This is a genomic window from Neoroseomonas terrae (genome assembly GCF_018129025.1).
Classification (GTDB): domain Bacteria; phylum Pseudomonadota; class Alphaproteobacteria; order Acetobacterales; family Acetobacteraceae; genus Neoroseomonas; species Neoroseomonas terrae.
Window position 1 is genome coordinate 81180 of record NZ_JAAEDI010000007.1, and the last position, 23226, is coordinate 104405.

The window sequence follows — 23226 nt, forward strand, 5'->3', positions numbered from 1 at the left end:
CATGGGCGCCTCCGCATCCGACGCGGCCGTGACGGAAGGCGCGCCGACGCGCGCCGCCTATCTGGAAGTCCGCGACGCCGGCAAGCAGTTCGGCAGCTTCGTCGCACTGCAGCGGGTGAACCTGGCCGTGCAGGCAGGGGAGTTCGTCACCTTCCTCGGGCCTTCCGGCTGCGGGAAGACGACGCTGCTGCGCGGTATCGCGGGGCTCGATCCCCCGACAACGGGGCGCATCCTCCAGGGCGGCCGGGACATCACCCACCTGCCGCCTTCCGACCGCGACTTCGGCATCGTGTTCCAGTCCTATGCGCTGTTCCCGAACCTGACGGTCGCGCAGAACATCGCCTACGGCCTGCGCGGACCGGCCTGGCCGAAGGCGCGGGTGAAGGAACGGGTGAACGAGATGCTGGGCCTCGTCGGCCTAGCCGAGCACGCGCCGAAATATCCGGCGCAGCTTTCGGGAGGGCAGCAGCAGCGCGTCGCCCTCGCCCGCGCTCTGGCGACGGAGCCTGGATTACTGCTGCTGGACGAGCCGCTCTCGGCACTGGACGCCGTCGTGCGGCTGCATCTGCGGCAGGAGATCCGGTCGCTCCAGCAGCGCCTCGGCGTCACGACGATCATGGTCACGCATGACCAGGAGGAGGCGATGAGTGTCTCCGACCGCATCGTGGTGATGAGCCGCGGCAGGATCGAGCAGATCGGCAGCCCCGCCGAGATCTATACGCAGCCCGCCACACCCTTCGTTGCGAGCTTCGTCGGCCATTCCAGCCGCATCGAGGCCGTGGTCGATACCCCGCCGGGCACCGTCGTCGCGCAGGGCGTGCGGCTGCCGGCGACCGGTGCGCGGCTGATGCTCTACGGCGCGCGGGTGGTCTGCTTCATCCGGCCGGAGCATGTCCGGCTGCATCCCCACGATGCCGCGCCGGCGGGGGCGCTGATGGCGACCGTCACGGGGCTGGAGTTCCTCGGGCCGGTGGTGCGGTTGTCGCTGGAAGCCGGGCCGCTGCGGCTGCTCGCCTCCATCCCGCCGGCGGATCTCGCCGCGCTCGGCTCGCTGGCCGACGGCAAGGTGGCCGTGACGCTGCCGCCCGAGCATCTGCTGGTCTTCCCGGATGATGTCTGACGCGGCCCTGTCCCGGCCCCGCCTCTCCCTCGACCAGGCGTTGATGCGCGGCGGGCTGTGGCTCGCCGCGGGCTTCCTGGCGATCTTCCTGGTGCTGCCGCTCGGTGCCCTGCTGATGCGCGCGTTCGAGACGCCGCAGGGTGGCTTCGCGGGCCTCGCGAACCTCGCCGCCTATGTCACCACGCCGGCTCTGCTCGTCGCGGCGTGGAACAGCGTGTGGACGGCGGCGCTGACCGCGCTGATCGTCGTGCCGCTCGCCTTCGCCTTCGCCTATGCGCTGACGCGATCCTGCATGCCGACGAAGCCGCTGTTCCGCGCAGTGATGATGCTGCCGCTGCTGGCCCCTTCCCTGCTGCCGGCGCTCGCCCTGATCTACCTGTTCGGCAACCAGGGCATGCTGCGCGGGCTACTGATGGGCAACAGCATCTACGGGCCGATCGGCATCGTCGTCGCGCAGGTCTTCCACTGCTTTCCCTCGGCGGCGCTGATCCTCTCGGTCGCGCTGTCCACCGCCGATGCGCGGCTGTACGAGGCGGCGGCGGCGCTGAAGGCATCCCGCGCGCGCATCTTCCGGACGGTGACGCTGCCTGGCGCGCGCTATGGCCTCGTCTCCGCCTTCGTCGTCGTCTTCACCCTGGTCGTCACGGATTTCGGCATTCCGAAAGTGATCGGCGGCCAATTCCCGGTGCTCGCCACCGATGTCTACAAGCAGGTCGTCGGGCTGCAGAACTTCAACATGGGTGCGGTGGTCGGGCTGGTGCTGCTGCTGCCTGCAGTGATCGCCTATGCGCTCGACCGCTGGGCGACGCGGCAGCGCGCGGCGACGCTGTCCGGCCGCGCCGTGCCGCTGCGCCCCGCGCCGCGGCGCGCGCGGGACCTGCCGCTGCTCGCGCTCTGCCTGGTCGTCGCGGCGCTGCTGGTCGGCATCGTCGGCGTGGCTGTCTGGGGTTCGCTGATCCGCTTCTGGCCGTACAATCTATCGCTCACGCTCGACAACTACGACTTCACGCGCTTCGACGCGGCGGGGTGGAGCACGGTGTGGCTGTCGGTACGGATGGCGGCGCTGGTTGCGATGATCGGCAGCGTCATCGTCTTCACCATCGCCTATGTGCTGGAACGCGGGCGGCAGGACGGCGCGTTGCCGGGGATGGTTCGCTTCGCGGCATCAGTGCCGCTCGCTGTCCCGGGGCTGGTGCTCGGGCTCGCCTATGTCATGTTCTTCAACCACCCGGCCAATCCGCTCGGCTTCCTCTACGGGACGCTGGCGATCCTGGTGCTGAATTCGCTCGTCCACTTCTACACGGTCTGCCATCTGACGGCGGTGACGGCGATCCGTCAGCTCGACCCGGAATTCGAGGCGGTGGGTGCCTCCATGCGCGTGCCGGTCTGGGTGACCTTCTGGCGCGTGACGGTGCCGATCTGCCTGCCGGCGATCCTGGAGATCGCGGTGTACCTGTTCGTCAGCGCCATGACGACGGTCAGCGCGGTGATCTTCCTCTACGGCCCCGACACCAAGCCTGCGTCGATCGCCGTGGTGCATATGGACGAGGCCGGGCAGGCCAGCGCGGCAGCGGCAATGGCCGTGGTGATCCTGGGGGTCACGACGGCGGCGAAGCTGGGGCAACTGGCCGTCGGCGCGGTGGTGGGCAGGGTGACGCAGGCGTGGCGGCGGTAAGGCCGGGAGGGGCGCCGCCCCTCCCGGACCCACCCCGCCAAAGGCCGAAGGGCCTTTGGAAACCAATACTTGGCGCCGGGCAACAAGGGTGGAGAACAGTGCCGAGGCCCGCTTTCGTGCGCGAAACGCGCCTGGAGGGGCAGCAGGCCTGCAGTGCCCGGTGCCAACAGATTGCGGTCCAGGATGCCCAGCATCCTGGCGGGGTGGTTCGGAGGCTCATACCCTCTTTTACCGAACTCACCTTGGCCCGGCGTGTTGAGGCCCGGCGACGTACGGCTCCGATTCCGGGTGACGTGTTCCGGTTGGTCCGCCCAGATGCTGAAGACCACTCCTGTGGGACCAAGCCGTGCAAACAATCCGAGCCGGCGCGACGGCGCAACGCTATCCAACGTATCGCCAAGGACTGGGTGGTGCGGTTCAACATGAAGGAACTCATCCCGCGCCGACATCGGGTGGGGTGTATATCTGCACGCTCGACCGTGTCACTCTGATCGGCACACGGCTGCTTCCACATCTCAAGGCCATCTTGTCGTGAAGCAGTTGGTGGATTCGCCCACGAGGAGCCCGACCGCACCGTGACCTTTGCCGAAGGCGCGCTCGACCTCCCGCCGCTCGCACGCTTTGCAGTTCTCTTGCTCGGTATCATGGCGGTGCGGTGGGCATGCCCACGCCTGCGGCTGCCGGATTGCGTCGGATACATCCTCATCGGCGTCATCGTGGGACCGCATCTTCTGGGCATCGTACCGCGCCACGCAGACGTCGCCGGTTTCTTTGCCGAGCTCGGCAAGCTGCTGCTGATGTTCTTCGTTGGCCTGGAAATCGACCTCAAGCAATTCGCGCTGGCCAAGCGGCGAGCGTTCGCCTTCGGCCTCGCGACCTTCGCCATACCGATGGCCGCCGGTACCGCGGTGGGCCTCGCTTTCGGCTACCAGTTGGTCGCTGCCCTGCTGATCGGTTCGCTGATCGCCTCGCACACGCTGATCGCCTTCCCGATGGTCGTCGCAGCCGGGCTGGCGGCGCGGGCATCGGTGGTCGTGGCTGTTGGCGCAACAGTGCTCACCGACATGCTGGCCCTGTTGGTGCTGGCCGGCTGCCTGGCAACGCACCGCACCGCACCGGCTTCGCGCCCGCCGCGCTGCTCATCCAGATCGCCGAACTTGTTGTCTTTGCGGCGATCCTGCTCGGTGTGGTCGGGCCGCTGGCGCGACGCGTCGCCGCCGCGCTGGGCAACAGCGAGCAGGCCGGCTTCACGCTCCTGCTGGTCATTGTCAGCGTCGCGGCCATCGCGGCGGAAGCCATTCAACTCGAGGGCATCATCGGCGCTTTCCTGGCCGGGATCGCGGTGAACCATGCGGTGAGGTCGTCGAATGCCAAGGTAAAGCTTGAATTCCTTGGCAACAGCATCTTCATCCCCGCCTTTTTCATCGTGACGGGGTTCCTCATCGATCTGCGAATGCTCGGCCAGTCGCTGACCACGGACCTGCCGCTTGTTCTATCCATCGTCGGCACGCTGGTCGTGGGGAAATGGGCGGCGGCCGAACTGTCGGGCCGCGGATTCGGCTTCGGCGCCACCGATCGCCTGTTGATGACGTCGCTGACATTGCCTCAGGTGGCAGCGACGCTCGCGGCTGCGCTGGTGGGATACGAAGCCGTGAACGCGGCCGGCGAGCAACTACTTGATGGCAGGATGCTGAATGCGGTGCTGGTGCTTGTCGTTGTCACCGCGGTGCTTGGGCCGGTACTGACACAGCGGGCGCTCACTCGCCTGCGCGGCCGGGCCAACCCGGATAGTCCGGAGCACTCGCCGCCCGTTACCCTGACGACACGGGCGTGACGTAGGCTCAGCCGGACTTCAGCTGTTGGCCACTGACCTTCTGCGCTGATGCTTCGGATCAATGCACCCACAATCGGCGCTTGACCCACCGGACGGGATCGCGAAGCAGTGCGGCCAGCCACGTCGTCTGTCCGGTCTCGATCCGCGCCCATCCTTCCATGCCGGGTCGGAACTCCGTGACATCGCTTTCCGTGATCCGCGCGACCACGCGGAAGACGTTGCGACCATCCACCACCTCGGCCATGGGCCGGATGCGCTCGACCACGGCTCCCCGGACACGGCCGGGTTCCGCTGCCATCGCGAAGCGGACCGGCTGGCCCTCGCGCAGCGCAGCGCTGTCCTCGTCCAGCACCAGCACTTCCGCGCGCAACGGCCCGGGCAGGGCGATCTCGAACAGCACCTGCCCGCGCGACAGTGCCTGGCCCAGGCTGCGGCGAAGATCACCCGCAATGATCAGACCGTCCGCGGGCGCGCGGATGTCCGCCAGGCGCAGCCGGTGTTCCAGCAGCGCCACCTGCGCCTCACTGCGTCGCGCCGCGAGCAGCGCGATCTGTTCCTGCGCCGGCTGTCCGCCCGCGCGTGCGACCGCGGCGTCACGCAAATCGTTCGCCGCCCGGGCGCGCGCCGCCGCCAGTTCCAGTTCCACGTCGCGCGTGCCGAGCCGGGCGAGCGATGTCCCGCCCTGACGGACGGTATCGCCGGGCTGCACCGCCGAAGCCTCCAGGATGCCATCGAAAGGTGCGGTGACCGCCTGCGCGTGGTCCGGCCGCAGGACGACCGGCGCCTCGACCACGGCGGCGCGCGGCAGCACAGCGAGCACCGCGATCACTGCCGCCAAGCCGGCGACGAAGGCCCAGCGCCGCGACAGTCCGCGTCGCGATTCGGGCACGGCGGCCACGGCCCCCAGCAGCGTGGCCACCGGTCGCAGGCGCACGCTCAGGTCATCGTGGACGGCCGTACCGGGCGCGAAGGCAACCACGATGACCGCGCTACCCGATGGCGACGGGACGGTCAGCAGCGCGTGCCGTCCCGCCTGCTCCGCGACGGCGCGTTCGGCGGGGCTGGTGGGCTCCTCGGCAAGGTGCGGCACACCGCGATCGGCCGCCTCCTGTGCCAGGGACAGCAGCTGGCGCGGCAGCGGCGCGGCGGGCTCCATCTGCGGCTGGTCGGACAAGCCGAGCAGCCGCGCGCGCGGAAACACGATCGCGACGCGCTCGGCGCCCGGGATGCCGGCGGATTGGAGCAAGGCAGCCGCGTCATGCAGCCCGGCGGCGCGATCCGGCGCCGTCAGCAATGCTTCGGCCACGGCCGCGGCCAACGCCTGCGGCGCGCGTGCCTGGAACGCAGCCTCGACGGCGCCGGCCTCGGCGACGGCGCCGAGGAAGGCCAGGCGCTCCCGTGTGAGCGCGAGGTCCATCGGCAGCGCGGAGACGACTTCCAACACCAGCACCGAGTGCCGGCGCGCAGCGCCCGGCGGATCGGCGGGGCCGGTCGCCACCGCAAACACCCAGCGCCCGTGAACACCGGATGGCGCGGCGGCAATGCCGCGTCCGCTCGCCGCATCCTGCGCCAGCGCGGCCCAGCTCGCAGGCGCCGCCCCCCCATTCGCCGGCGCCAGAGCCTCCCAGACACCGGAGGTCGGCGCCAGCACGGCGCCCGCCTCGGCCATCGTCATCTCACGCCCAAGTTCTAGCAGGGCCTGCTCCCAGCCGGGATCGCGCCGCAGCAGCCGAAGCTGCGCCAGACGCTCGATCAGAGGGTCGGTCGGGCGTTGGGCCGGCGCGTTCACGGTGCCACCAGCCGCAGGTCGAACCCGGCCTCCAGCCCCGCCGGGATGGCACCGTCCGCATTATCGATGATGAACACGGCGCGGAACCGGCCGGACGCCGCGTCCATAACGGGGTCCATGTGACGCAATCGCGCCGGCACGGCACGGGACACGGGGTCGGACAGCATCAGTTGGTAGCTTTGGCCCAGACGCAATGCCGTCCAAGCCTGGGCGGGCACGTACAGCACCGCCTCGATCACCGCGAGATCGGCGACGGTTACCGGCCGGTCGGTGCGGGTCAGCGTGGCACCGGGAACGGTGTCCACGCGCGTCACCACCCCGTCGAAAGGCGCGCGGATGACCGTCTGCGCCTGCTGCGCCAGCTCGAGTTCCAGCCGTTGCCGTTCGATGCGACGGCGTTCCTGCGCCGTCTCGGTCGCCGCGCGGGTCATCTCGACGCGCGCCCGAGCCTGACGGAGTTCCCAGTCCGTCGCGACGCCGCGGCCGGCGGCCTGTTGGGTGCGGCCGAGAACGACCTGCGCTTCCTCGAACTGGACCTGGGCCTGGCGCAGCTCGCCCTCGGCCTCCGCCGAGGCGCGTGCCAGCCCGATGCGCGCCGCCTGCACCTGGTCGTCCAGGCGCAGCAGGACATCGCCACTCGTCACGCGCTGCCCCTCGACCACCAGCACTTCCAGCACGACGCCGTCGCTCTGCGGGCCGAGGGCGGCGAGGCGCTGGGGCCGTGTCGGGCCGCGGATCAGGCTCTCATCCTCCTCCGCGCTCAAGCGCAGCGGTGCCAGGGCAAACGGCAAGGCGACGAGCGATCGGCGGTCGACGGGCGACATCGGTGGCACTCTACACTGCCAGCCGGCGCTGCAACGCCTGCCGGATGCGGCGCCAGGACTGGTCCAGCAGGGAGGCGGGCGGCAGGGCGATCCGTGCTTCGACCCGCGCGCCATGCCGCCAGGCGACGGAGGCCTCGGGCGCGACGCGCAGTTCAAACACCCGCTCGACCGGCCTCGCGGCGCCTTGGTCATCCGTGCGCGCCGGGATGCTGCCGCCATTGGCCAAAGCGAGGGCCGGCGATGGCAGGCTGTCGCGCGCCTCGATGGCCGGCCAGAGCGGTCGACCTTCGGTCTCGACAGCGCTGCCGCCCCGCAGGCGCAGCGCCATACGCACATCGTTGGTCGCAGCCAGGGCGGCGAGCACGGCGGGCCCGTCCCATTGGTCCAGCACCAGCCGGACCTCCGCGGGCGCCTCGGACAGCAGCACGCCGAGCGGCCGCGCATCGTCGCGCCGCACCCATGCCCCCTTGAGGCTCTCCGCTCGCAGAGGTTCCCAGAGGGTACCGGGCGGCGCCGTCACCTCCCACTGCTCCCGTTCTGACTGAAGGCCGGCGATCTGGTTGGCCACCGCACGCTGGCGTTCGAGGGTCGAATCTACATGCTCGGTGCCGGTTGCGCGGGCGCGACGGCCCTCGATCGCGATGGCGGCTGCCTCGGCACGGAGCTGCGTCATCATTCGGTCGGTTTCGGGGTTCTGCAGGCGCAGCACGGGTGTGTCACCGGCCGGCCCGGGCTGGGCGACGGCGAGAAGCTGCCCATCGGTGCGCGGATATACGAAGGACAGGCCGGGGCGGATCACCACGCCCTCGACGACCACATGGTTGGGCAGCGGCAGCAGCGCGACGGCAGTGATGATGCCGGCAACCGCGGCGGCGAACACCGTGGCGCGGGCCGGTGCCCGGCCGAAGGCGCCCGGTGCGGCTCGCGCCAGGCGCAACAGCGGCAGCGCCAGGAACAGCAGCGCGACCACCGAGGCCACACCACCCGCGAGCAGCCAGTGATGCCCGCCCGCCAGCCAGAAGATCGAGAGATAGATGGTCCAGCGATAGACCCAGGACCCCGCCGCATAGAGCCCGAGTGGCACATCCGCCGCCGCCGGCCAGCTGGCCATGCCGAAGGGTCCGAAAACCAGCCGGCCGAACGCCGCCTGCGCCCGCGCCATCAGGTTCGGGATGCCGAGCAGGTCCGACAGCACATAGTAGCCATCGAGCCGCGCCAGCGGGTTCAGGTTGAACAGCAGCGAGGAGACGGAGCAGATCACCACCAGGTCGAACATCCGCTCCCGCAGTGCCCCTGGCCCGAGCGCGGCCCAGGCGAGCGCGGCGAGGGCTGCAATCAGCAGGTCCGTCGCCACCCCAGCGAGGCCGACCGCCGCGCGCCGCCACGGGCTCCGCAGGAACCACGCCGAGGACGCGTCCACATAGGGCGCCGGCAGCAGGAACATGAACGACACGCCCCAGGGATGCGCGCCGACCGTCAGCCCTTCCGCCGCCGCCATGCGGTCCGCGGCGACAGCGTGGCCTGCCTCATGCAGCAGCTTGGCGCCGATGAAGAGCAGATAGCCTATGATGAGGTCGCCGACGCCGAGATCGCCATAGCGGGCGACATGCGCGGCGAGTTCGGGGCCCCTGCCCGCCCAGGCGATGGCTGCTCCGACGATCAGGGCAAGCAGAACTAGCGCACCGGCCGGGGTGTAGAGCCAGCCGAGCAGCGGTCGGAACACCGGCATCACGACGCCCATGTCGCCGATACGACATCGCGTGAAGGCCAACCCGGCAACGGCCTTGATCGCGGCATTGCCCTGGCGCTGCGGCGGCCGCGCCCCGGGCACAACGATCAGCCCCGCCGCCATCATGCCACCGATGCCGCGCAGCAGGCCGTCCCGGTCCTCGCCGTTCGCGGCGCGACCGATCGCCTCCTCCACCGTGGTCCGGCCATCGAACGAGGCGACGATCAAATAGAGTTGGGGCGAGGCCCGGAAATACCGGCCGGTCGTAGGGTTGTGGAATACCCAGAGCGGCCGTCGTCCACTGTCGATCCGCCGCGCTGCAATGCCGGCGGCCAGCCGCGGGCGGACGCCGAGCAGCGCCGCGGCCGGATCCGGCGCGATCAGAACAGGAAGTCCACCCGCCGGCCGCCGCCCTCGCAGCGACCGGTGCCGCCACCGTCCAGGCCGCGTGGTGGGTTCAGCAGCCGGAAGCGGCAGCCCATCACCGACACGCCGCTGGTGTCCGCGATGTTGCCAACGAGGTCGGTGCCACCGCCGACCAGCGGCTGCCCCGTCGCCATGATCGGCACGACGACCGGCTGCTGTTCCGTCGCCAGAAGCCCCGTCAGCACGGTGCCGTCGGCGGCGACGAGTTCCATCTGCGTGCCGCCCTGCACCGGCGTTGCCGCGGCCGGCACGGTGCGGGGGCTGTCGGTCAGCCCCCGCGTCTCGGCACCTGAAAGGCGGGTCGATTCAGGTGCGCAGCCGGCCACCAGCGTGGCGGCGAGGACAATGAGTCGCGGGGTCATCGCACGGCTCCCGTGCTGGAGGTTGGCCTGGGCGGGGCGGGATTGGTGTCGCGCCGGAAGACGAAGGCGGGGCCGCGCGCCGCATCCTCGATCCGTCGCATCTCGAGGTTCTGCACCTGGGTGAAGGTGCCCTGCACGCGTTGCAGCGCAAGGAAGGCAATGGTGAAGGTCACTTCGGCCGCCGCGAAACGCTCCTCGGCGTCGGTCAGGCGCTCCTGTGCCGAAAGCAGGCGCTCGAGGGCATTGGCGGCGCCCTCCCCGGTGCCGGCCACGCCCTGCTGCCAGCGATCCGTCTCGACCGAGAGATCGCGGCCGGCGGCGCGTACTGCGCCCGCCCGCGCCGCCATCTCGCGATAGGCGACGTTGTATTCGTTCAGCGTCACCTCGGCCTCGGCAATGATGGTGGCGAGCGTGGCGCGGCCCTGGTTCTCGATCTGCCGCGTCTCCAGCCGGCGGCGGTCGGCGCGCGCGCGCAGATCGTCGGTGCCGAGCGGGATCTCGATCCGCAACCCAAAGAAGCCGCCGGGCTGATCGGTGTTGCGGCGCGTGTCCTGCCAGGCCTGGCCCCATTGCCAGGTGTCGGCGGCCCGACCGCCATAGTTCCCTTCCAGGATCACGTCGAAGCGCGGCAGCGCCTCGATCTGTCCCTGACCCTCGCGCAGCACGGCGGCGCGGTGCTGGAGGAAGACCTGCTGCACCTCCGGCCGCAGCGCGACGGCGCGCTCCAGCACCGTTTGCAGCGGGATCGGCTCATAAGCGACGAGGGTCGCGTCGATCGGCAGCATGGTGCCGGCATCTGCGCCCTCGAAGCGCGGGTCGTTCACCAGGCCACGGATGCGGGCCTCGGCGTTGCGGATCGCGGCCTCGCTACGCAGCAGGTCGGCCTCCCGCAAGGCCAGCGCCGATCGCGAGCGGCTGGCCAGCAACGGGTCGGCGCCCAGCTCTGCCCGACCCTCGATCTGGCCTACGAGGCCGCGGATCGTGCCCACGGCGCGCTGGCGTTGCAGATGGACGGCGCGGGCCAGATACAGCCCCCAATAGGCACGCGAGATGTCGAGCAGGTGGCTTTCCGTCTGCCGCCGGAATTCGGCTTCCGCGACCCGCGCATCGAGCCGCGCGACCTCATGCAGGCTGCGCGTGTAGGCGACGCCGGAATCGCGCAGCAGCGGCTGCACGACGCTGATGAAAGTGCGCCCGCGGCTCTGGTTGTTGGGCGCGTAGTCGGTCGAGTTGGAGGACACGTTCCAGAAGCGCTGGCCGATGGTGATTTCGCCACCGGTGATGGTGCGCTGCCGGATGCCGAGTTCGGCGGCCTGCTCGCGCTGGATCAACCGCTGGGACCCGTTGGTGTTGGCCGGGTTGCGGGTCGGATCGTTGATTGTCTCGGCACGACCCTCGCCATAGGCGCGGGGCACGTAGCGGCCGGCGACCTCGGCTTCCAGCGTTTCGCGAATGGCGGGCAGGTCGCCAAATACGCGGATCTGGGCGGAGTTGATGATGGCGCTGTCATAGAGGTAGGCGAGGCTGAGGCGCAGCGGCCGGCCGGATTGCGGGCCGTCCGCGGTAGCGACGCGCTGCACCCACCAGCGATCCGTGGTGCGCATGGCCTGCAATTCAGCCCGCGTTGGCGTTGCCATCGGCGCGGGACGGCGATTGATGCGGGCCATTTCTGCACTGATCTGGTCACGGTAGCGCGCCGTGATCTGGTCCACGTTCATGATGGCATTGTTGGTTCGATCGTTGATCCAGCCCTGCGCGAAAGCCGGCGCCGTCGTGGCAAGAAGCAGTGCGGCGCCGGCGATGTGGTGGGGCATTCGGTCCATTCCTGCCATGCGTGATCAGCGACCGACCACGCTTGCGGCTGCAGTGGCGGCGGCGAAGTCGAGGGCGAAGCGGTTCCAGGCCAGGCTGTTCGGCGCCGTCAGTTGTGGCGCGCCAATGGCCGCAGCGGCGGCAACGGCGCCTTGACTGCTCTGCGCGCCAACAAAGACGCCGCCGGCCTGGACCACGCCGCCGAAGGTCAGATGCAGCCGATCCATGCCGCTGCGCGTGTCGAAGGCGGCGGGGGCTTCACCGGCTATGACGGTGAAGGGCGCGGTGTTGGCGCTCGGCGTGCTGGAATAGCTCGCTAGGGCCGGCAGGGAGGACGCCCCCGCCGGTTGGGAGGTGCGGCCCGCGAGCGTGGCGAGGCCGGAAAGCGACGGGTCCTCCGCGCGCGCCCCGGGGCCGCTCGGCACGGGGTTGGCGATCCAATTGCCGCCGGTATCCGCCATCACGCCGACGATGGTGATCTGCTCACCGAAGGCGTTGATCAGGCCAAGCGTGACCGACGCGCCCGGTGCGGCCGTGCCGCTCAGCACCGTTGGGGCGGGAATGGTGTTGCGGGCGATGCGGCGGAACGCGTCCTCAAAATCTGCGAACAGCGAACCCTCGGATGGCGGCGGCGAGCTGGAGACGATCTGCACCTGTGCGGAATCCTGACCGGAGTCCGGCCGCAGGAAGCCGGCCGGCACCACGCCGGGCGCCGAGGTGCTGCTGAAGGTCGAGGTGTTCGGCGCGATGCCGTCCGGCACCGGCACGCCGACTGCGCGCGCCTGGAAGGTGATGGTCAGCACCTGACCCGGCATGAGCAGCGGCAGGCTGACGACGATGGTCGAATCGCCCGCGCCATTGCCGATGATGACGGTGCCGGCGGACGTCACCACGCTGCCCGCGACGAGCTTCAGCGAGGCATCCGACAGCGGGTCCTGCACCACGACCTCATAGGCCGGGGCGGTTGAGTTCGGCGCGTGCGACAGGATGAGGGCGTAGGTGATCGGCTCGCCGAGGCTCACCGTCGTCGGGGTCACCTGCTTGTCGATCGTGAGCACGGCGGCGACCGCCTCGGCGCTCGCCGTGTCGCTGGCCGTCAGCCTGCCGCCCGGCACGGTGGGGTCGGCGGGCGCGGTCACGTCGGCCACGGCGCCGTTCGTCAGCACGGTGCCGGCCGGCGGCGTGGCGTTCAGCCGGGCGACGATCTCCACAACGATCTGGTCGCCGGCGATGTTGTCGCCGCTGTTCACCACAATGCCGAAGTCGAAGACGACGCGACCATCCGTGATGGTGATGACCGGCGCACCTGCCGCTATGCCAGCGCCGAGGCCGACGAGGCGCGCTGATTCCGCGATCAGCCCCGGCGGCAGCGTGTCGGTGATGACGAGGCGCTGGGTGCCCTCCGACAGCGTGGCCGTGATGTGGAAGGTCACAGTCTCGCCGGCGGCGACATCCGGCAGGGTGGGGTCGAAATAGGCGGTTCCGGTCTCGGGCAGCGACGTCGCGACGATGTCCTTGGTCAACCCGAGGACGAACTCCGCCCTCACCGAGGCCTCCGCGTCGTCGCCGAAATTTCGCGCGGCGAGGTTCGGCGCCGACGCATAGTCGAGCGTGGCGACGTTCGGCACGATCTGTCCCGGCTGAATCGCATCCGCGAAGGCAGCCCGATACGTGATGATGATCGGCGCCGCGTCGGGCAGCATCACCGGCACTTCAACGCGGATCATGTTGCCGAAGATGGTTGCCGTGCCGGCGGAACTCGTCAGGCTGCCCGGCACGACGACGAGGAAGGGCGAGAGTGCGTCCTCGATCAAGAGGTCGTAGGCCGGCGCGTCGGTGCCGGCGGCGGGCGACACCGTGAGCGTATAGGTGAACACGTCACCCGCATCGCCCGTGACATGATCCACGGTCTTGTCGAGCAGGAAGCGCGGTACGACGATCTCCGCGGCCGCGCTGGCATCGAGGGTGATCGTGCCGCCCGGCGCACCCGGATTGCTGGGCGAGAAATCGATCGCCTGAGCGGCGTTGATCACCTGTCGCCCGTTCACGTTGAGAGGGACGTCGATCACGACCGCCGAGATGCGGATGACGATCTGGTCCCCGGCATTCGTGACGTTGTCGCCGGAGTTGACGATGGTGCCGAAATCGAAGGTGATGGTCTGGCCGGCGACGGGATCGCCGGCGAAGATCGCCGATGGCGTCAACGTGCCGCCGGCCCCCGCGCTGATCCCCGCCCCGGTCGAAACAACGAAGGCCGTGAACGGCGCCGCGAGCAGGCCGCCCGGCACGCGATCGGTCACGAGGAGGTTCTGCGTGCCCTCGGACAGCGTGACGACGAGTTCGTAGGTGACGACCTCGCCGATCTCGAGATCCGGCAGGGTGGGATCGAAGCGATCGCTGCCCGTCTGCGGCAGGGATGTCGCGACGATCTCCTTCGTCAGCGTCGGGTTGAACACCACCGTCAGGTCCGGCGCGGATGCCTGCCCGGCATCGGGCCTGCCGCCGGTGCCCGGTTTGCTGTCCCAGCCGAGTTGCGCGGTGTTGCCGATCACCTGGCCCTGCTCGACCGCATCCGTGAAACGGACGACATAGGTCAGTGTGATGGGCGCATCCGCGACCAGCAGGCGCGGGACGGTCAGGCGGATCTGATTGCCAAGAATCTCGGCGGTGCCGACGCTCGCCGTCACCGACACCGGCACGAAGCGCGCATCGAGCGTGTCCGTCAGCAGCAGGTCGTAGGCGGCTGCGGTCGAGGTCGCGTCATGCGTGATCGTGACCGTATAGGTGAACAGGTCGCCCGCATCGCCGCTGGTGACATCCACCTGCTTCACGATGTCCAGCACCGGCTCAACCAGTTCGGCGGGCGCCGTCACCTGGAGCGTGCCGTCCCGCCCGCCGATGGTGAAGGTCGCACCGCCATCGTTGATGATGGTGTCGCCTGCCGAGATGCCGGAAGCGTCGATCACCTGTGCGTCGATCTCGATGGTGATCTGGTCCTCAGCCCCCACCGTATCGCCGGAGCCGTTGACCACGGTGCCGAAGGCAAGCGCGATCGACTGCCCATTGATGGTGATGAGCGGAGCGCCGGCCGTGAGGCCACTGCCGACGGACACCAGCCGCGCGGCGAGCGGCTGCAGCGACGCCGGCAACAGGTCGGCGAGAACCAGGTTCTCGGTCGTACCCTGTGGCAGGGTGATGGTCAGGCGGTAGGTGAGCGTCTCGCCGATCGCGAGGTCCGGTAGAACCGGATTGAACTGGCCGGTGCCGGTATCGGGGTTGGACGTCGCCACGATCTGCTTGACCAGTGACGGCGCACCGGGCGTCTGCGTGCTGTCCTGCCCGCCATCGGGGCGGCCGCCTGCGCCCGCATTGCTGTCGAAGGTATCGGTCACGGTGTTGGTCAGCGTCACGCCACCGGGCGCATCGGCGGCGACCCGCGCGGTGAAGGTAACCGTCACGGTTTGGCCGAGCGCGAGCACCGGGACCTCGACCCGCACGACGCTGTCTCCCGCGCCGTTGCCGAGAACGATGGTACCGAGATTGGTCGTCACGCTGCCGGCGACGAGGTCGAGGTACGGATCGGCCAGCAGGTCCTGCAACACGACGTCATAGGCAGCGGAGGTCGATCCCGGCTGATGCGTCAGCGTGACCGTGTAGAGGATGGTCTCGCCCGCCGCGACGAAGCCGGGCGGCGCTGTCTTGTCGATGACGAGTTCGGGCTCAACGATCTCGGCCGAGGTCGCGGCGTCGTCGGTCAGGGTGCCGCCAGGGCGCTGTGGATCGTCCGGCGCGGTGACGACGGCCTGCGCCGCATTGGTCATTACCGTACCAGCTTGGTTGCCGGCAATGTCGAGCACGCGCGCGACGACCGTGATCGTCACGGTGCCGTCCCCGCCGATGTTGTTCCCGGTGTTCACCACAGTGCCGAAATCGAACAGGATACCCTGTCCGGTGCCGGTGTTAGCGATCGAGGCGAGTGATCCGGGCAACCCAGCACCGACGCCGGTCACCGCCGCCGAAAGCAATTCGAGACCGGCGGGCAAGGTGTCGCTGACCACCAGCGTCTGCGTGCCTTCGGCCAGCGTCGCGACGATCTGATAGGTGACCGTCTCGCCCACGGCGAGGTCCGTGAGTGCCGGATCGAACTGCGACATACCGGTCTCCGGCAGGGATGTCGCAATGATGGCTTTGCTGAGATCGAGGGTGAAGACGCCGGTGACATCCTGCGCCGAGGCCTGGCCGCTGCCGGGAATACCGCCGGTGCCAGCGCTGCTGTCAAAGTCGAGCGTCGCCGTGTTGCCGACGACCTGTCCCGGCTGGACGGTATCGCGGAAGGCCACGACGTAAGTCACCACCACCGGCGCGTCGGTCGTCAGGAAGCTCGGCAAGGTCACTCGGATCACGTTGCCGCTGATGGTCGCAGTGCCGGCGCTGCTGCTGACCGAAACAGGCACGAAGACCGCATCGAGCACGTCCTCGACCACCAGATCATAGGCGGCGCTGCTGGAACCCGCCGCGTGCTGGACGGTGACGGTATAGGTGAAGCGGTCACCGGCATCGCCCGTCAGTTGGTCGACGGATTTGACGATGGTCACCTCGGGAGCAACGATCTCGGCCGAGGTGCTGTCCGTCGCTGTCTGTGTCCCGCCGGGCGCGGCCGGATTGTCCGGCGAAGCGATCGTCACCTGGGCGGCGTTGGTGAGTACGGTGCCGGCGGCGATCGGTGACGCGTCGCGGACGCGCGCAACGACCTCGATCGTCACCGTGCCGTCCGCAGTGTTGTTGTTGCCGGTGTTCACCACCGTGCCGAAGTCAAAGCGGAGCTGCTGTCCCGTTCCGCTGTTCGCAATGCCGGTCAGGCCCGGCGGCAGCCCTGCGCCGACGGCCGTGACGGCTGCGGAAACCAGTTCAAGCTCACCCGGCAGCAGGTCCTCGATCAGCAGCGTCTGCGTGCCTTCAGACAGCGTGGCGACGATGCGATACGTCACTGACTCGCCCTGGGCGAGGTCCGTCAGCGTCGGGTCGAACTGCCCGGTGCCCGTTTCGGGCAGCGAGGTCGCGACGATCTGCTTGTCGATGGCGACCGGCATGGCGACCGTGACGATCGCCGACGCCTGGTCGGTCAGGGTCTCGGTGGTCGGCCCGCCACCGGGAGCGGTCGCACCCAAATAGACAGCTGTGTTGGTGATGACCTGTCCCGGCTGAACCGTATCCGCCAGCCGCACGCTGTATGTGATGGTGACCGCGGATTCGTCAATGCCGGCCGTGGTCGGGTCATCCGCCGGCAGCAGCGCCGCGCCGTTCAGGGTGAGAGTCACGGTATTGCCCGACTCACCGACCGTGCCGCGCGATGCGGTGGCGCTGCCGGCGACGAGCACATAGCCCGCCGGCAGCGTGTCAGCGACCGTGAGGTCGTACAGCGGCGCCGTCGCGTTCGTCGTCTGCATCAGGGTGACGGTGAAGGTGACGAGGTCCCCCGCATCGCCGGTCGTGATGGACGCCGTCTTGGTGATGGTCACCTCGGGCGCGACGACCTCCACATCCGTTGACGCCGCGAAGCTGCGAGTGTCGGTGGTGAAGGTGGCTTGGTTGGTGAGGACATCGCCCGCAACGTTGACGCCGGGCAGCACCCGGGCAACGACGCGCATGACGATCACCCCGTCATCGGCGATGTTGTTGCCGGTGTTCACGACGCCCGCGCCGAAGTCGAACGTCACCTGCCCGCCGGACAGCACGGGTATGGCACCCACGCCGATTGAGGTGTTCGAGATGCCGCTGCCGATCGACACGACGGAGCCTGACACGAAGTCGAGCCCTGCCGGCAGCGCATCCGCGACCAGCACCTTCTGCGTACCCTCGCCGAGCGTCAGCCGGATCTCGTAGGTCACCGTCTCGCCGATCGCGAGGTCAGGCAGGGAGGGGTCGAAGTAGGCGGACGTCGTCTCGGGCAGCGAGGTGTCCACGACGGTCTTCTCGATCGCCTCGGCCAGCACCACGGTGACGGTCGCGGTATCGGTCGCGCTGTCGGGCCTTGCCTCGGGGAAGCCGAGCGGGGCGCTCTGCCAGGTCAGCGATGCCGTGTTGGTCAGGACATCGTCGTGCCGGACAGAATCCGTGAGCCGTGCCTGGTAGGTGACGGTCAGCACGCCATCCGCCAAGGCCAGCGCCTCGGAAAGCTGGCTGAGCGCGACCTCAACGCGCATGTCGCCGACGCCGTTGCCAACTCGGATGCTGAACGTGCCGAGGGAATTCGCGAGCGTTGCGGTCACGCTGCCTGCAACAAGCTGGAGCCCCGGCGCCAGCGTATCCGTCAGGACAAGGTTGTAGCCGTCCGAGGTCGAGAGTTGATCGTGGGTGATCGTGACCGTGTAGGTCACGATGTCGCCCGCGTCCCCGGTGGCGATGTCCGCCGCCTTGTCGATCGTCAGTTCGGGCGAGACGATCTCGACGCTGGCGCTTGCGGTCAGCAGCCCGTTCGGATCGGCGGCGCGCGTGTATTCGAGCAGCGCGCTGTTGGTAAGCTGGTCACCCGGTGCGTTCGACGGCCGGTTCACGACCCGGCCTTCCACTTCGAACACCAGAATGTCCGCGGACGTCACCGCATTGTCGGCAAGATTGGTGACGAAGCCGAGATTCCAGATGATGGTGTCAAGCAGCCCGTCGCCGTTGGTGTCCGACACGACGCCGACATCGCCGATGCTCGGCCCACCCGGCCCGAAGCGCAGATTGGCGCCGATCGAGACGATGCGGCTGCTGATCCATTCCATGTCGCCCGCGATGGGGTTCGCACCCATCGCGATCGGGAGGATATCCGTCAACACAAGATTGGTCGTCACCTCGGGCATCGCGACGGAGATGAGGTAGGTGACGGTCTCACCCACCGCGACGTCTTCGGTCAAGCGAGCGAGTTCGAGAATGCGCGTCGAGGCGATGTCGGTTCCGGAGATCGCCTTCGTGAGAACAGGTCGGGAGACGATGAAGTTCTCGCTGTCCTGGACGGGGCCGTAGTCGCGCTGATAGATCGTGCCCGGATCGCCCGGATGGCTGTCGAAGATCACCGACGCCGTATTCACCAGGATCTGGTCGGGCCTCACGGTGTTGGCGACGATGGTCGAGTAGGCGAAGCTGACGGCACCCCCTTCATAGGTCATCACTGGAACGGTGACGACGATCTGCCGGGTCAAGACGTTGTACGCCAGCGTCGCACCCGGCAGCGTCGCACCGATGAAGGTGAGGCTCGACGGATCGATCTCCATGCCCTCGGGGACCGTATCCGTCAGCACCACGTCGTAGGCGGGACCATCCTGGAAGCTCGGCACACGCGCGACGACGGTATAGTCGATCCTGTCGCCACCATCGCCGCCGACGGCGCTGGCGGTCTTGTCGATCGCCATGTTCGGCTCGACGATATCGACCTGTGCCGTGTCGCTGACCGACGTGATCACGCCACCCGTGTCGAAGGTCACGGTCGATGTATTGATCGGCGCGTTGCCGACCCGATTCGACGGGTCGTCGCGCACCCGGGCGGTCACGGTGAACTCCAGCTGGTCCCTGGCGTCGAAAATGCCGTCTGCGGCGTTCGTGGCTGTCCCGACAGACCATTCGACCCCGTCCGCGATGCCGTCGCCATTGCGATCAACCGGGGTGAGAGCACCTGGGTTGCTGATAGTGATGTTCGATCCGGTGCGCACGAGTTGGGCGTCGAGAAATTCGAACAACCCATCCGTCGCCGCGCCGAAGGGCAGCGGCAGGTAGTCCGCGAAGGTCACGAACTGCGTGACGGCCTCGGGCAGCGTCACGACGATCCGATAGGTGACGACCTCTCCGATCGCGAGATCCGGGCGCGAAGAGTCGAACCGGTCGCTGCCCGTCTCGGGCAGGCTCGTATCCGCGGCTACAACCGTTTTCGCGATGCCGGGGCCTGGCACCTGCACTGTCGCGGTCGCGGACTGGGTGAACTCCCGCTCCACCCCCAACGGGTTCGTGCCGGGAAAGCTGTCGGCCCGGCCGGACGCCGTATTGGGCAGGATGCTGCCGGCCAGCACCGTTGGCGAGACCAGCGCCTGATAGGTGATGACCACGGTCTCGCCTGGCATGATCACCGGCGCGGTGACGGTGATGACGCCACCCGCCTCGCTGATCGTGGCGCCGCCGGCGGGGCCGGTGACGATGAATGCGCTACCGGAGACCAGCGTGAGGAGGCCGGGCAGCAAGGGGTCGGTCAGGATCGCGTCGAAGACAGGGCCAGCCGTATTCGACGCGATGGGCGCGTAGGTGACCGTGTAGGTGACGATGTCGTTGCCCTGGACGAAGTCGCGATCGGCGTCTTTCGTCAGGATGAAGGCGGGCCCGACAATCTCGGCCGTCGCCGTATCGGTGATCGTGACGACCTGGCCGGAGGCGGTGAACATCAGCGCAGCGGTGTTGACGAGATCGACGCCCGGCGCGTTGCCGGGCACGTCCGCCGCCACCGCGGTGACGCGCAGGACGATGCGGTCGCCACTGCTCACCACATTGTCCGGCACGTTGATCACGTCATCGGCGAAGGTGAAGCGAATGACATTGCCAATCACGTCGATCGTCGGCGGGCCCAGCGCCCCGATCACGGCGCCGGAACCATCAGCCGCGAACAGGTTCGACCCGATCGACACCAGTTGCGCAGTGACATAGTCGAGCCGGCCCGGTGAAACCGGTAGCCGGTCTTCGACGATGAATCCCTGGAGCCGTCCTTCCTGCAACGTCACCGTCAGGTCGAAGGTGATGGTCTCCCCGATGTTGAGATCGGGGAAGGCCGGATTATCCGCCGACGACCCGGTCTGCGGCAGCGAGGTATCGACGATCTGCTTGTCCATCGTCGGATCGCTGATCAGGGTCTCCGCTGTGTCGGTCGTCTGCTCGGTCGTGGTCGGCACCCGGTCCACACCGCCCTCGACGGCAGCGTAGTTCTCGACCTCGGCGAGGTTGGAGTGCACCGACCGCGCCTCGACGAGATCCGTGACAAGCAGATCGTAAGTGATGACGACGATGTTCGCCCCTCCCGTCGGGGCATAGGAGGCGAGCGCCCCACGCCCCACGGGATCGATCAGTTCCACGATCGCACCCGTCGCCGTCGGCGTCAGGATGTAGGCCAGCGCATTGCCGGCGCCGTCCGTGACCTGAAGATTCAGCCCCAGCGGAGGAATGACGTAGCCGTCCGGATGGTCGTCTCCCATCCTGATGTCGAAGGCGCCATTGATGCCACGGCCGCGATTCTCGATGACGACAGCGAAGGTCACGAGGTCACCGGCATCGACATTGCCGAGATTGCTGTCGATCGGGGTGGCCGCGAGGTTCGTACTGTCGATCGTGCCGATGAAGCGCACGCCGGCCGAGCCCGGCGCGTTGAAGACTACCGGCGCGACGGCACCGGGGCTGAAGATGCCGGCGGGATTGTCAGTCGCAACAATGCCCTTGGTGATGCGCAGTTCGGGTTCCGTCAGCGTCACCGTCGTGATTGCCGCGCTCTCGGCGATCACGGTACCCGTCGGCGTCAGTTCCACACCCTGCACGGTGTTCGTCATGAGCAAACCGTCGCCGAACGGCGCGTCGATCACGCGCACCGTGAACAGCAGGTCGGCGGAGGTCGCCAATGTGCTGCCGGGATACAGGTCCAGGAACTCGACCGCGAAGCTGTTGTTGGCAGCGTCGATCGTCACAAGTGGCGCTTGGGACAGCACGGCCAGGAAGGCGGCCGCGTCCGGTCCCCATTGAATCACGTTCTCGGCGGGGGGCGTAGCGCCCGGCGTGCCGGCGATCGTCGTGCCGAGCCCGGCCACCGTGAAGATCGGCAGCGGCAGGTAGTCGGTCAGGATCAGGTCATCGGCGAGCGACTGCGGCAGGTCGTACTTGATGCGGTAGGTGACAAGATCACCGGCACCGATCTCAACGGCGGCACCCGGCACGACCAGCGTGCCGTTGATCGCATAGACCACCTTCGTGATGGAGCCGGTGGTGATCGTCCCGCCGCTCTGGCTGGTGTCGTCGGGGATGTTGCCAGTGGGCGTGCCGCCGTCAACCACCTCCGCGCCCACACTCACGCTGTTCGAGATGCTGTCGCCCTGCACGACCGGCTGACCCGTGCCCAGGAAGGTCGAGCCGATGACGGCTTCGTAGCTGATGCGAAGCACCGTCGCGGAGCCCGCGAACTCGCCCCCTGTCAGCAGGGCGTCCATGGCGCCATTCGCCAGAAGCTGGTCCGAGACCAGGAAGCGGAAGGTTGTGACGCCCGTCATCGGATCGCGGGTCACCACGATGTTGGGGGCGGTGAAGTTGCCCGATCCGGCCGTCGATCCGCCCTCGAAGACCAACAGCGTCGCAGAGCCATCCACATAGGACTGCCCATCCGACATCAGGTCGGTCAGCGTCAGCCCCTGGAACTGGAAGTAGTCCGAGATTTGGACATCGATCGTGTAGCGCAGCGTATCGCCCGGCCCCAAGCCCGGCGCTCCCGCATCGACCTCGATCACCTGTGTCTTCTGCGTCGCGATGCTGCGGGCGATGACCGTGGCCTCGGGGCCTGGCTCATCGATGGTGATGGTCTGCTGTGCGTCGCGCGTATCGATCGGCGTCCAGTCGACCGTCGCCGTCACGTTGTTCTCGAGGGTTCGCGGCGCGCCGGTTGCCGGATCGAGCACCGGTGTCCCCGGATCGCCCGGCGCCATGGTCTCGCCGATGTAGAAGGTGATCGTCAGCGTGCCATCGACGCCGGCGACACCGACATAGCTGCCGTTCAGCGTCGCCGTCACCGTATGCGCGATCGGATCGTAGCTGGCGGTCCCGGGCAGCCCGGACAGGACGGGCGCGCCGACGACGACCAGGCCGTCCGGCAGCAGGTCGGTAAAGGTCGCGTTGGTCAGCGTCTGGCCCGCCGCGATGTCCAGGCTGACGGTGAAGCTCCGCGGGAAGTTCGGGCCGGTTGTCGTCTCGCCTTCCGGCCCATTGTAGACCTTGTCGAACGTCAGCAGCTTCGGCGTAACGGTGCCGGATGCGGTGGCTCCGAGCACCGGCGCATCGGTTGTCGGATTGTCCGTCGCGTCGCGGCCCAGTGCGAACCCGCCGACGGCTGAAACCGGAAGCGGCGTGTCGACGTCCGCGAGATTCGAAACCTGCACCGTGACATCGATGGCTGCAGCGGGCTGCGAGGGTACAAACGACCCGAAGGGCAGCCGCATGACGACGAGCTGGTCGCCCGCTGACGCCCCGTAATCCGCCGCATTCACGACGCGCAGATTGCCCGAAGCATCCTTGGCGAAGGGGTGGGTCGCCTGACCGTTTGCGTCGAATTCGAGCACCGTCGACTGGACCGATTGACCCAGATACGTAGCACCCACGAAGGTGACGCCATCATTCTCATTGGGCGACGTGCTGCCCACGCCTGCGCCATCGGCTCCGTTCTGCGGCAGCACCAGGTCGACATATGGCGCGTAGCCGACATCGCTGCCGCCGCTACCGTCGGGCTGGTTCTGGAAGGTGACGGTAAGATGGGCTTGCTCGCCGACCAACGGCGTGGGGTCGCTGCTGATCGTCGTGACCGGCTGCGCAGCCAGAAGAACGCGTTCCTCGAGCACATCAAAATGTGAATCTCGTGGTGCCATCCTGGCTATCTCGATCAGCCCC

General features: G+C 68.5%; 9 protein-coding genes and 1 pseudogene. 4 read left to right on the plus strand and 6 right to left on the minus strand.

Going from position 1 to position 23226, the window contains the following annotated elements; all coding sequences use genetic code 11:
* Nucleotide 1 precedes the first annotated feature (1 nt).
* From GXW78_RS08075 to GXW78_RS28255, 4 genes and pseudogenes are all read left to right on the plus strand, one after another.
* Entirely contained in the window at nucleotides 2-1120 is a 1119-nt protein-coding gene (locus tag GXW78_RS08075) for an ABC transporter ATP-binding protein (protein ID WP_211867701.1), read from the plus strand.
* A complete protein-coding gene (locus GXW78_RS08080) occupies nucleotides 1110-2795 on the plus strand; it encodes a putative 2-aminoethylphosphonate ABC transporter permease subunit (RefSeq protein WP_211867703.1) in 1686 nt (561 codons plus the stop codon). Before GXW78_RS08075 ends, GXW78_RS08080 begins: the two co-directional genes overlap by 11 nt.
* Nucleotides 2796-3439: 644 nt before the next feature.
* Nucleotides 3440-3889, plus strand: a pseudogene (locus GXW78_RS28250) (cation:proton antiporter); the annotation flags it as partial.
* An 83-nt stretch (nucleotides 3890-3972) separates the two neighbouring features.
* Nucleotides 3973-4629, plus strand: coding sequence for a cation:proton antiporter domain-containing protein (locus GXW78_RS28255; RefSeq protein WP_408904172.1), 657 nt, complete (start codon nucleotides 3973-3975; stop codon nucleotides 4627-4629).
* 58 nt (nucleotides 4630-4687) lie between these two features.
* Here GXW78_RS28255 and GXW78_RS28445 read toward each other — a convergent pair whose 3' ends face one another.
* The 6 genes from GXW78_RS28445 to GXW78_RS08120 form a co-directional block, all read right to left on the minus strand.
* Complete coding sequence (locus tag GXW78_RS28445; protein WP_211867707.1) at nucleotides 4688-6418, minus strand: HlyD family efflux transporter periplasmic adaptor subunit; 1731 nt, start codon at nucleotides 6416-6418, stop codon at nucleotides 4688-4690.
* Complete coding sequence (locus tag GXW78_RS08100; RefSeq protein ID WP_211867708.1) at nucleotides 6415-7242, minus strand: efflux RND transporter periplasmic adaptor subunit; 828 nt, start codon at nucleotides 7240-7242, stop codon at nucleotides 6415-6417. The genes GXW78_RS28445 and GXW78_RS08100 overlap by 4 nt, the downstream gene beginning before the upstream one ends.
* A 10-nt stretch (nucleotides 7243-7252) precedes the next feature.
* Nucleotides 7253-9199 (minus strand): hypothetical protein, encoded by a 1947-nt coding sequence (locus tag GXW78_RS08105; protein WP_211867709.1) that lies wholly within the window; start codon nucleotides 9197-9199, stop codon nucleotides 7253-7255.
* Nucleotides 9200-9351: 152 nt separating this feature from the next.
* Nucleotides 9352-9759 carry a hypothetical protein gene (locus tag GXW78_RS08110; protein WP_211867710.1) on the minus strand — a complete coding sequence of 136 codons (408 nt, stop codon included), beginning with the start codon at nucleotides 9757-9759 and terminating at the stop codon, nucleotides 9352-9354.
* The gene (locus GXW78_RS08115; RefSeq protein ID WP_211867711.1) at nucleotides 9756-11573 is read right to left on the minus strand and encodes a TolC family protein; all 1818 of its coding nucleotides are present in this window, start codon (nucleotides 11571-11573) and stop codon (nucleotides 9756-9758) included. The genes GXW78_RS08110 and GXW78_RS08115 overlap by 4 nt, the downstream gene beginning before the upstream one ends.
* A gap of 24 nt (nucleotides 11574-11597) precedes the next feature.
* Complete coding sequence (locus tag GXW78_RS08120; RefSeq protein WP_211867712.1) at nucleotides 11598-23177, minus strand: isopeptide-forming domain-containing fimbrial protein; 11580 nt, start codon at nucleotides 23175-23177, stop codon at nucleotides 11598-11600.
* Between the last annotated feature and the right edge of the window lie 49 nt (nucleotides 23178-23226).

Coding starts and splice junctions, on each gene's coding strand:
- GXW78_RS08080 (WP_211867703.1), top strand. CDS start 1,110: ATGATGTCTGACGCGGCCCTGTCCCGGCCCCGCCTCTCCCTCGACCAG.
- GXW78_RS08075 (WP_211867701.1), top strand. CDS start 2: ATGGGCGCCTCCGCATCCGACGCGGCCGTGACGGAAGGCGCGCCGACG.
- GXW78_RS08115 (WP_211867711.1), bottom strand. CDS start 11,573: ATGCCCCACCACATCGCCGGCGCCGCACTGCTTCTTGCCACGACGGCG.
- GXW78_RS08100 (WP_211867708.1), bottom strand. CDS start 7,242: ATGTCGCCCGTCGACCGCCGATCGCTCGTCGCCTTGCCGTTTGCCCTG.
- GXW78_RS08110 (WP_211867710.1), bottom strand. CDS start 9,759: ATGACCCCGCGACTCATTGTCCTCGCCGCCACGCTGGTGGCCGGCTGC.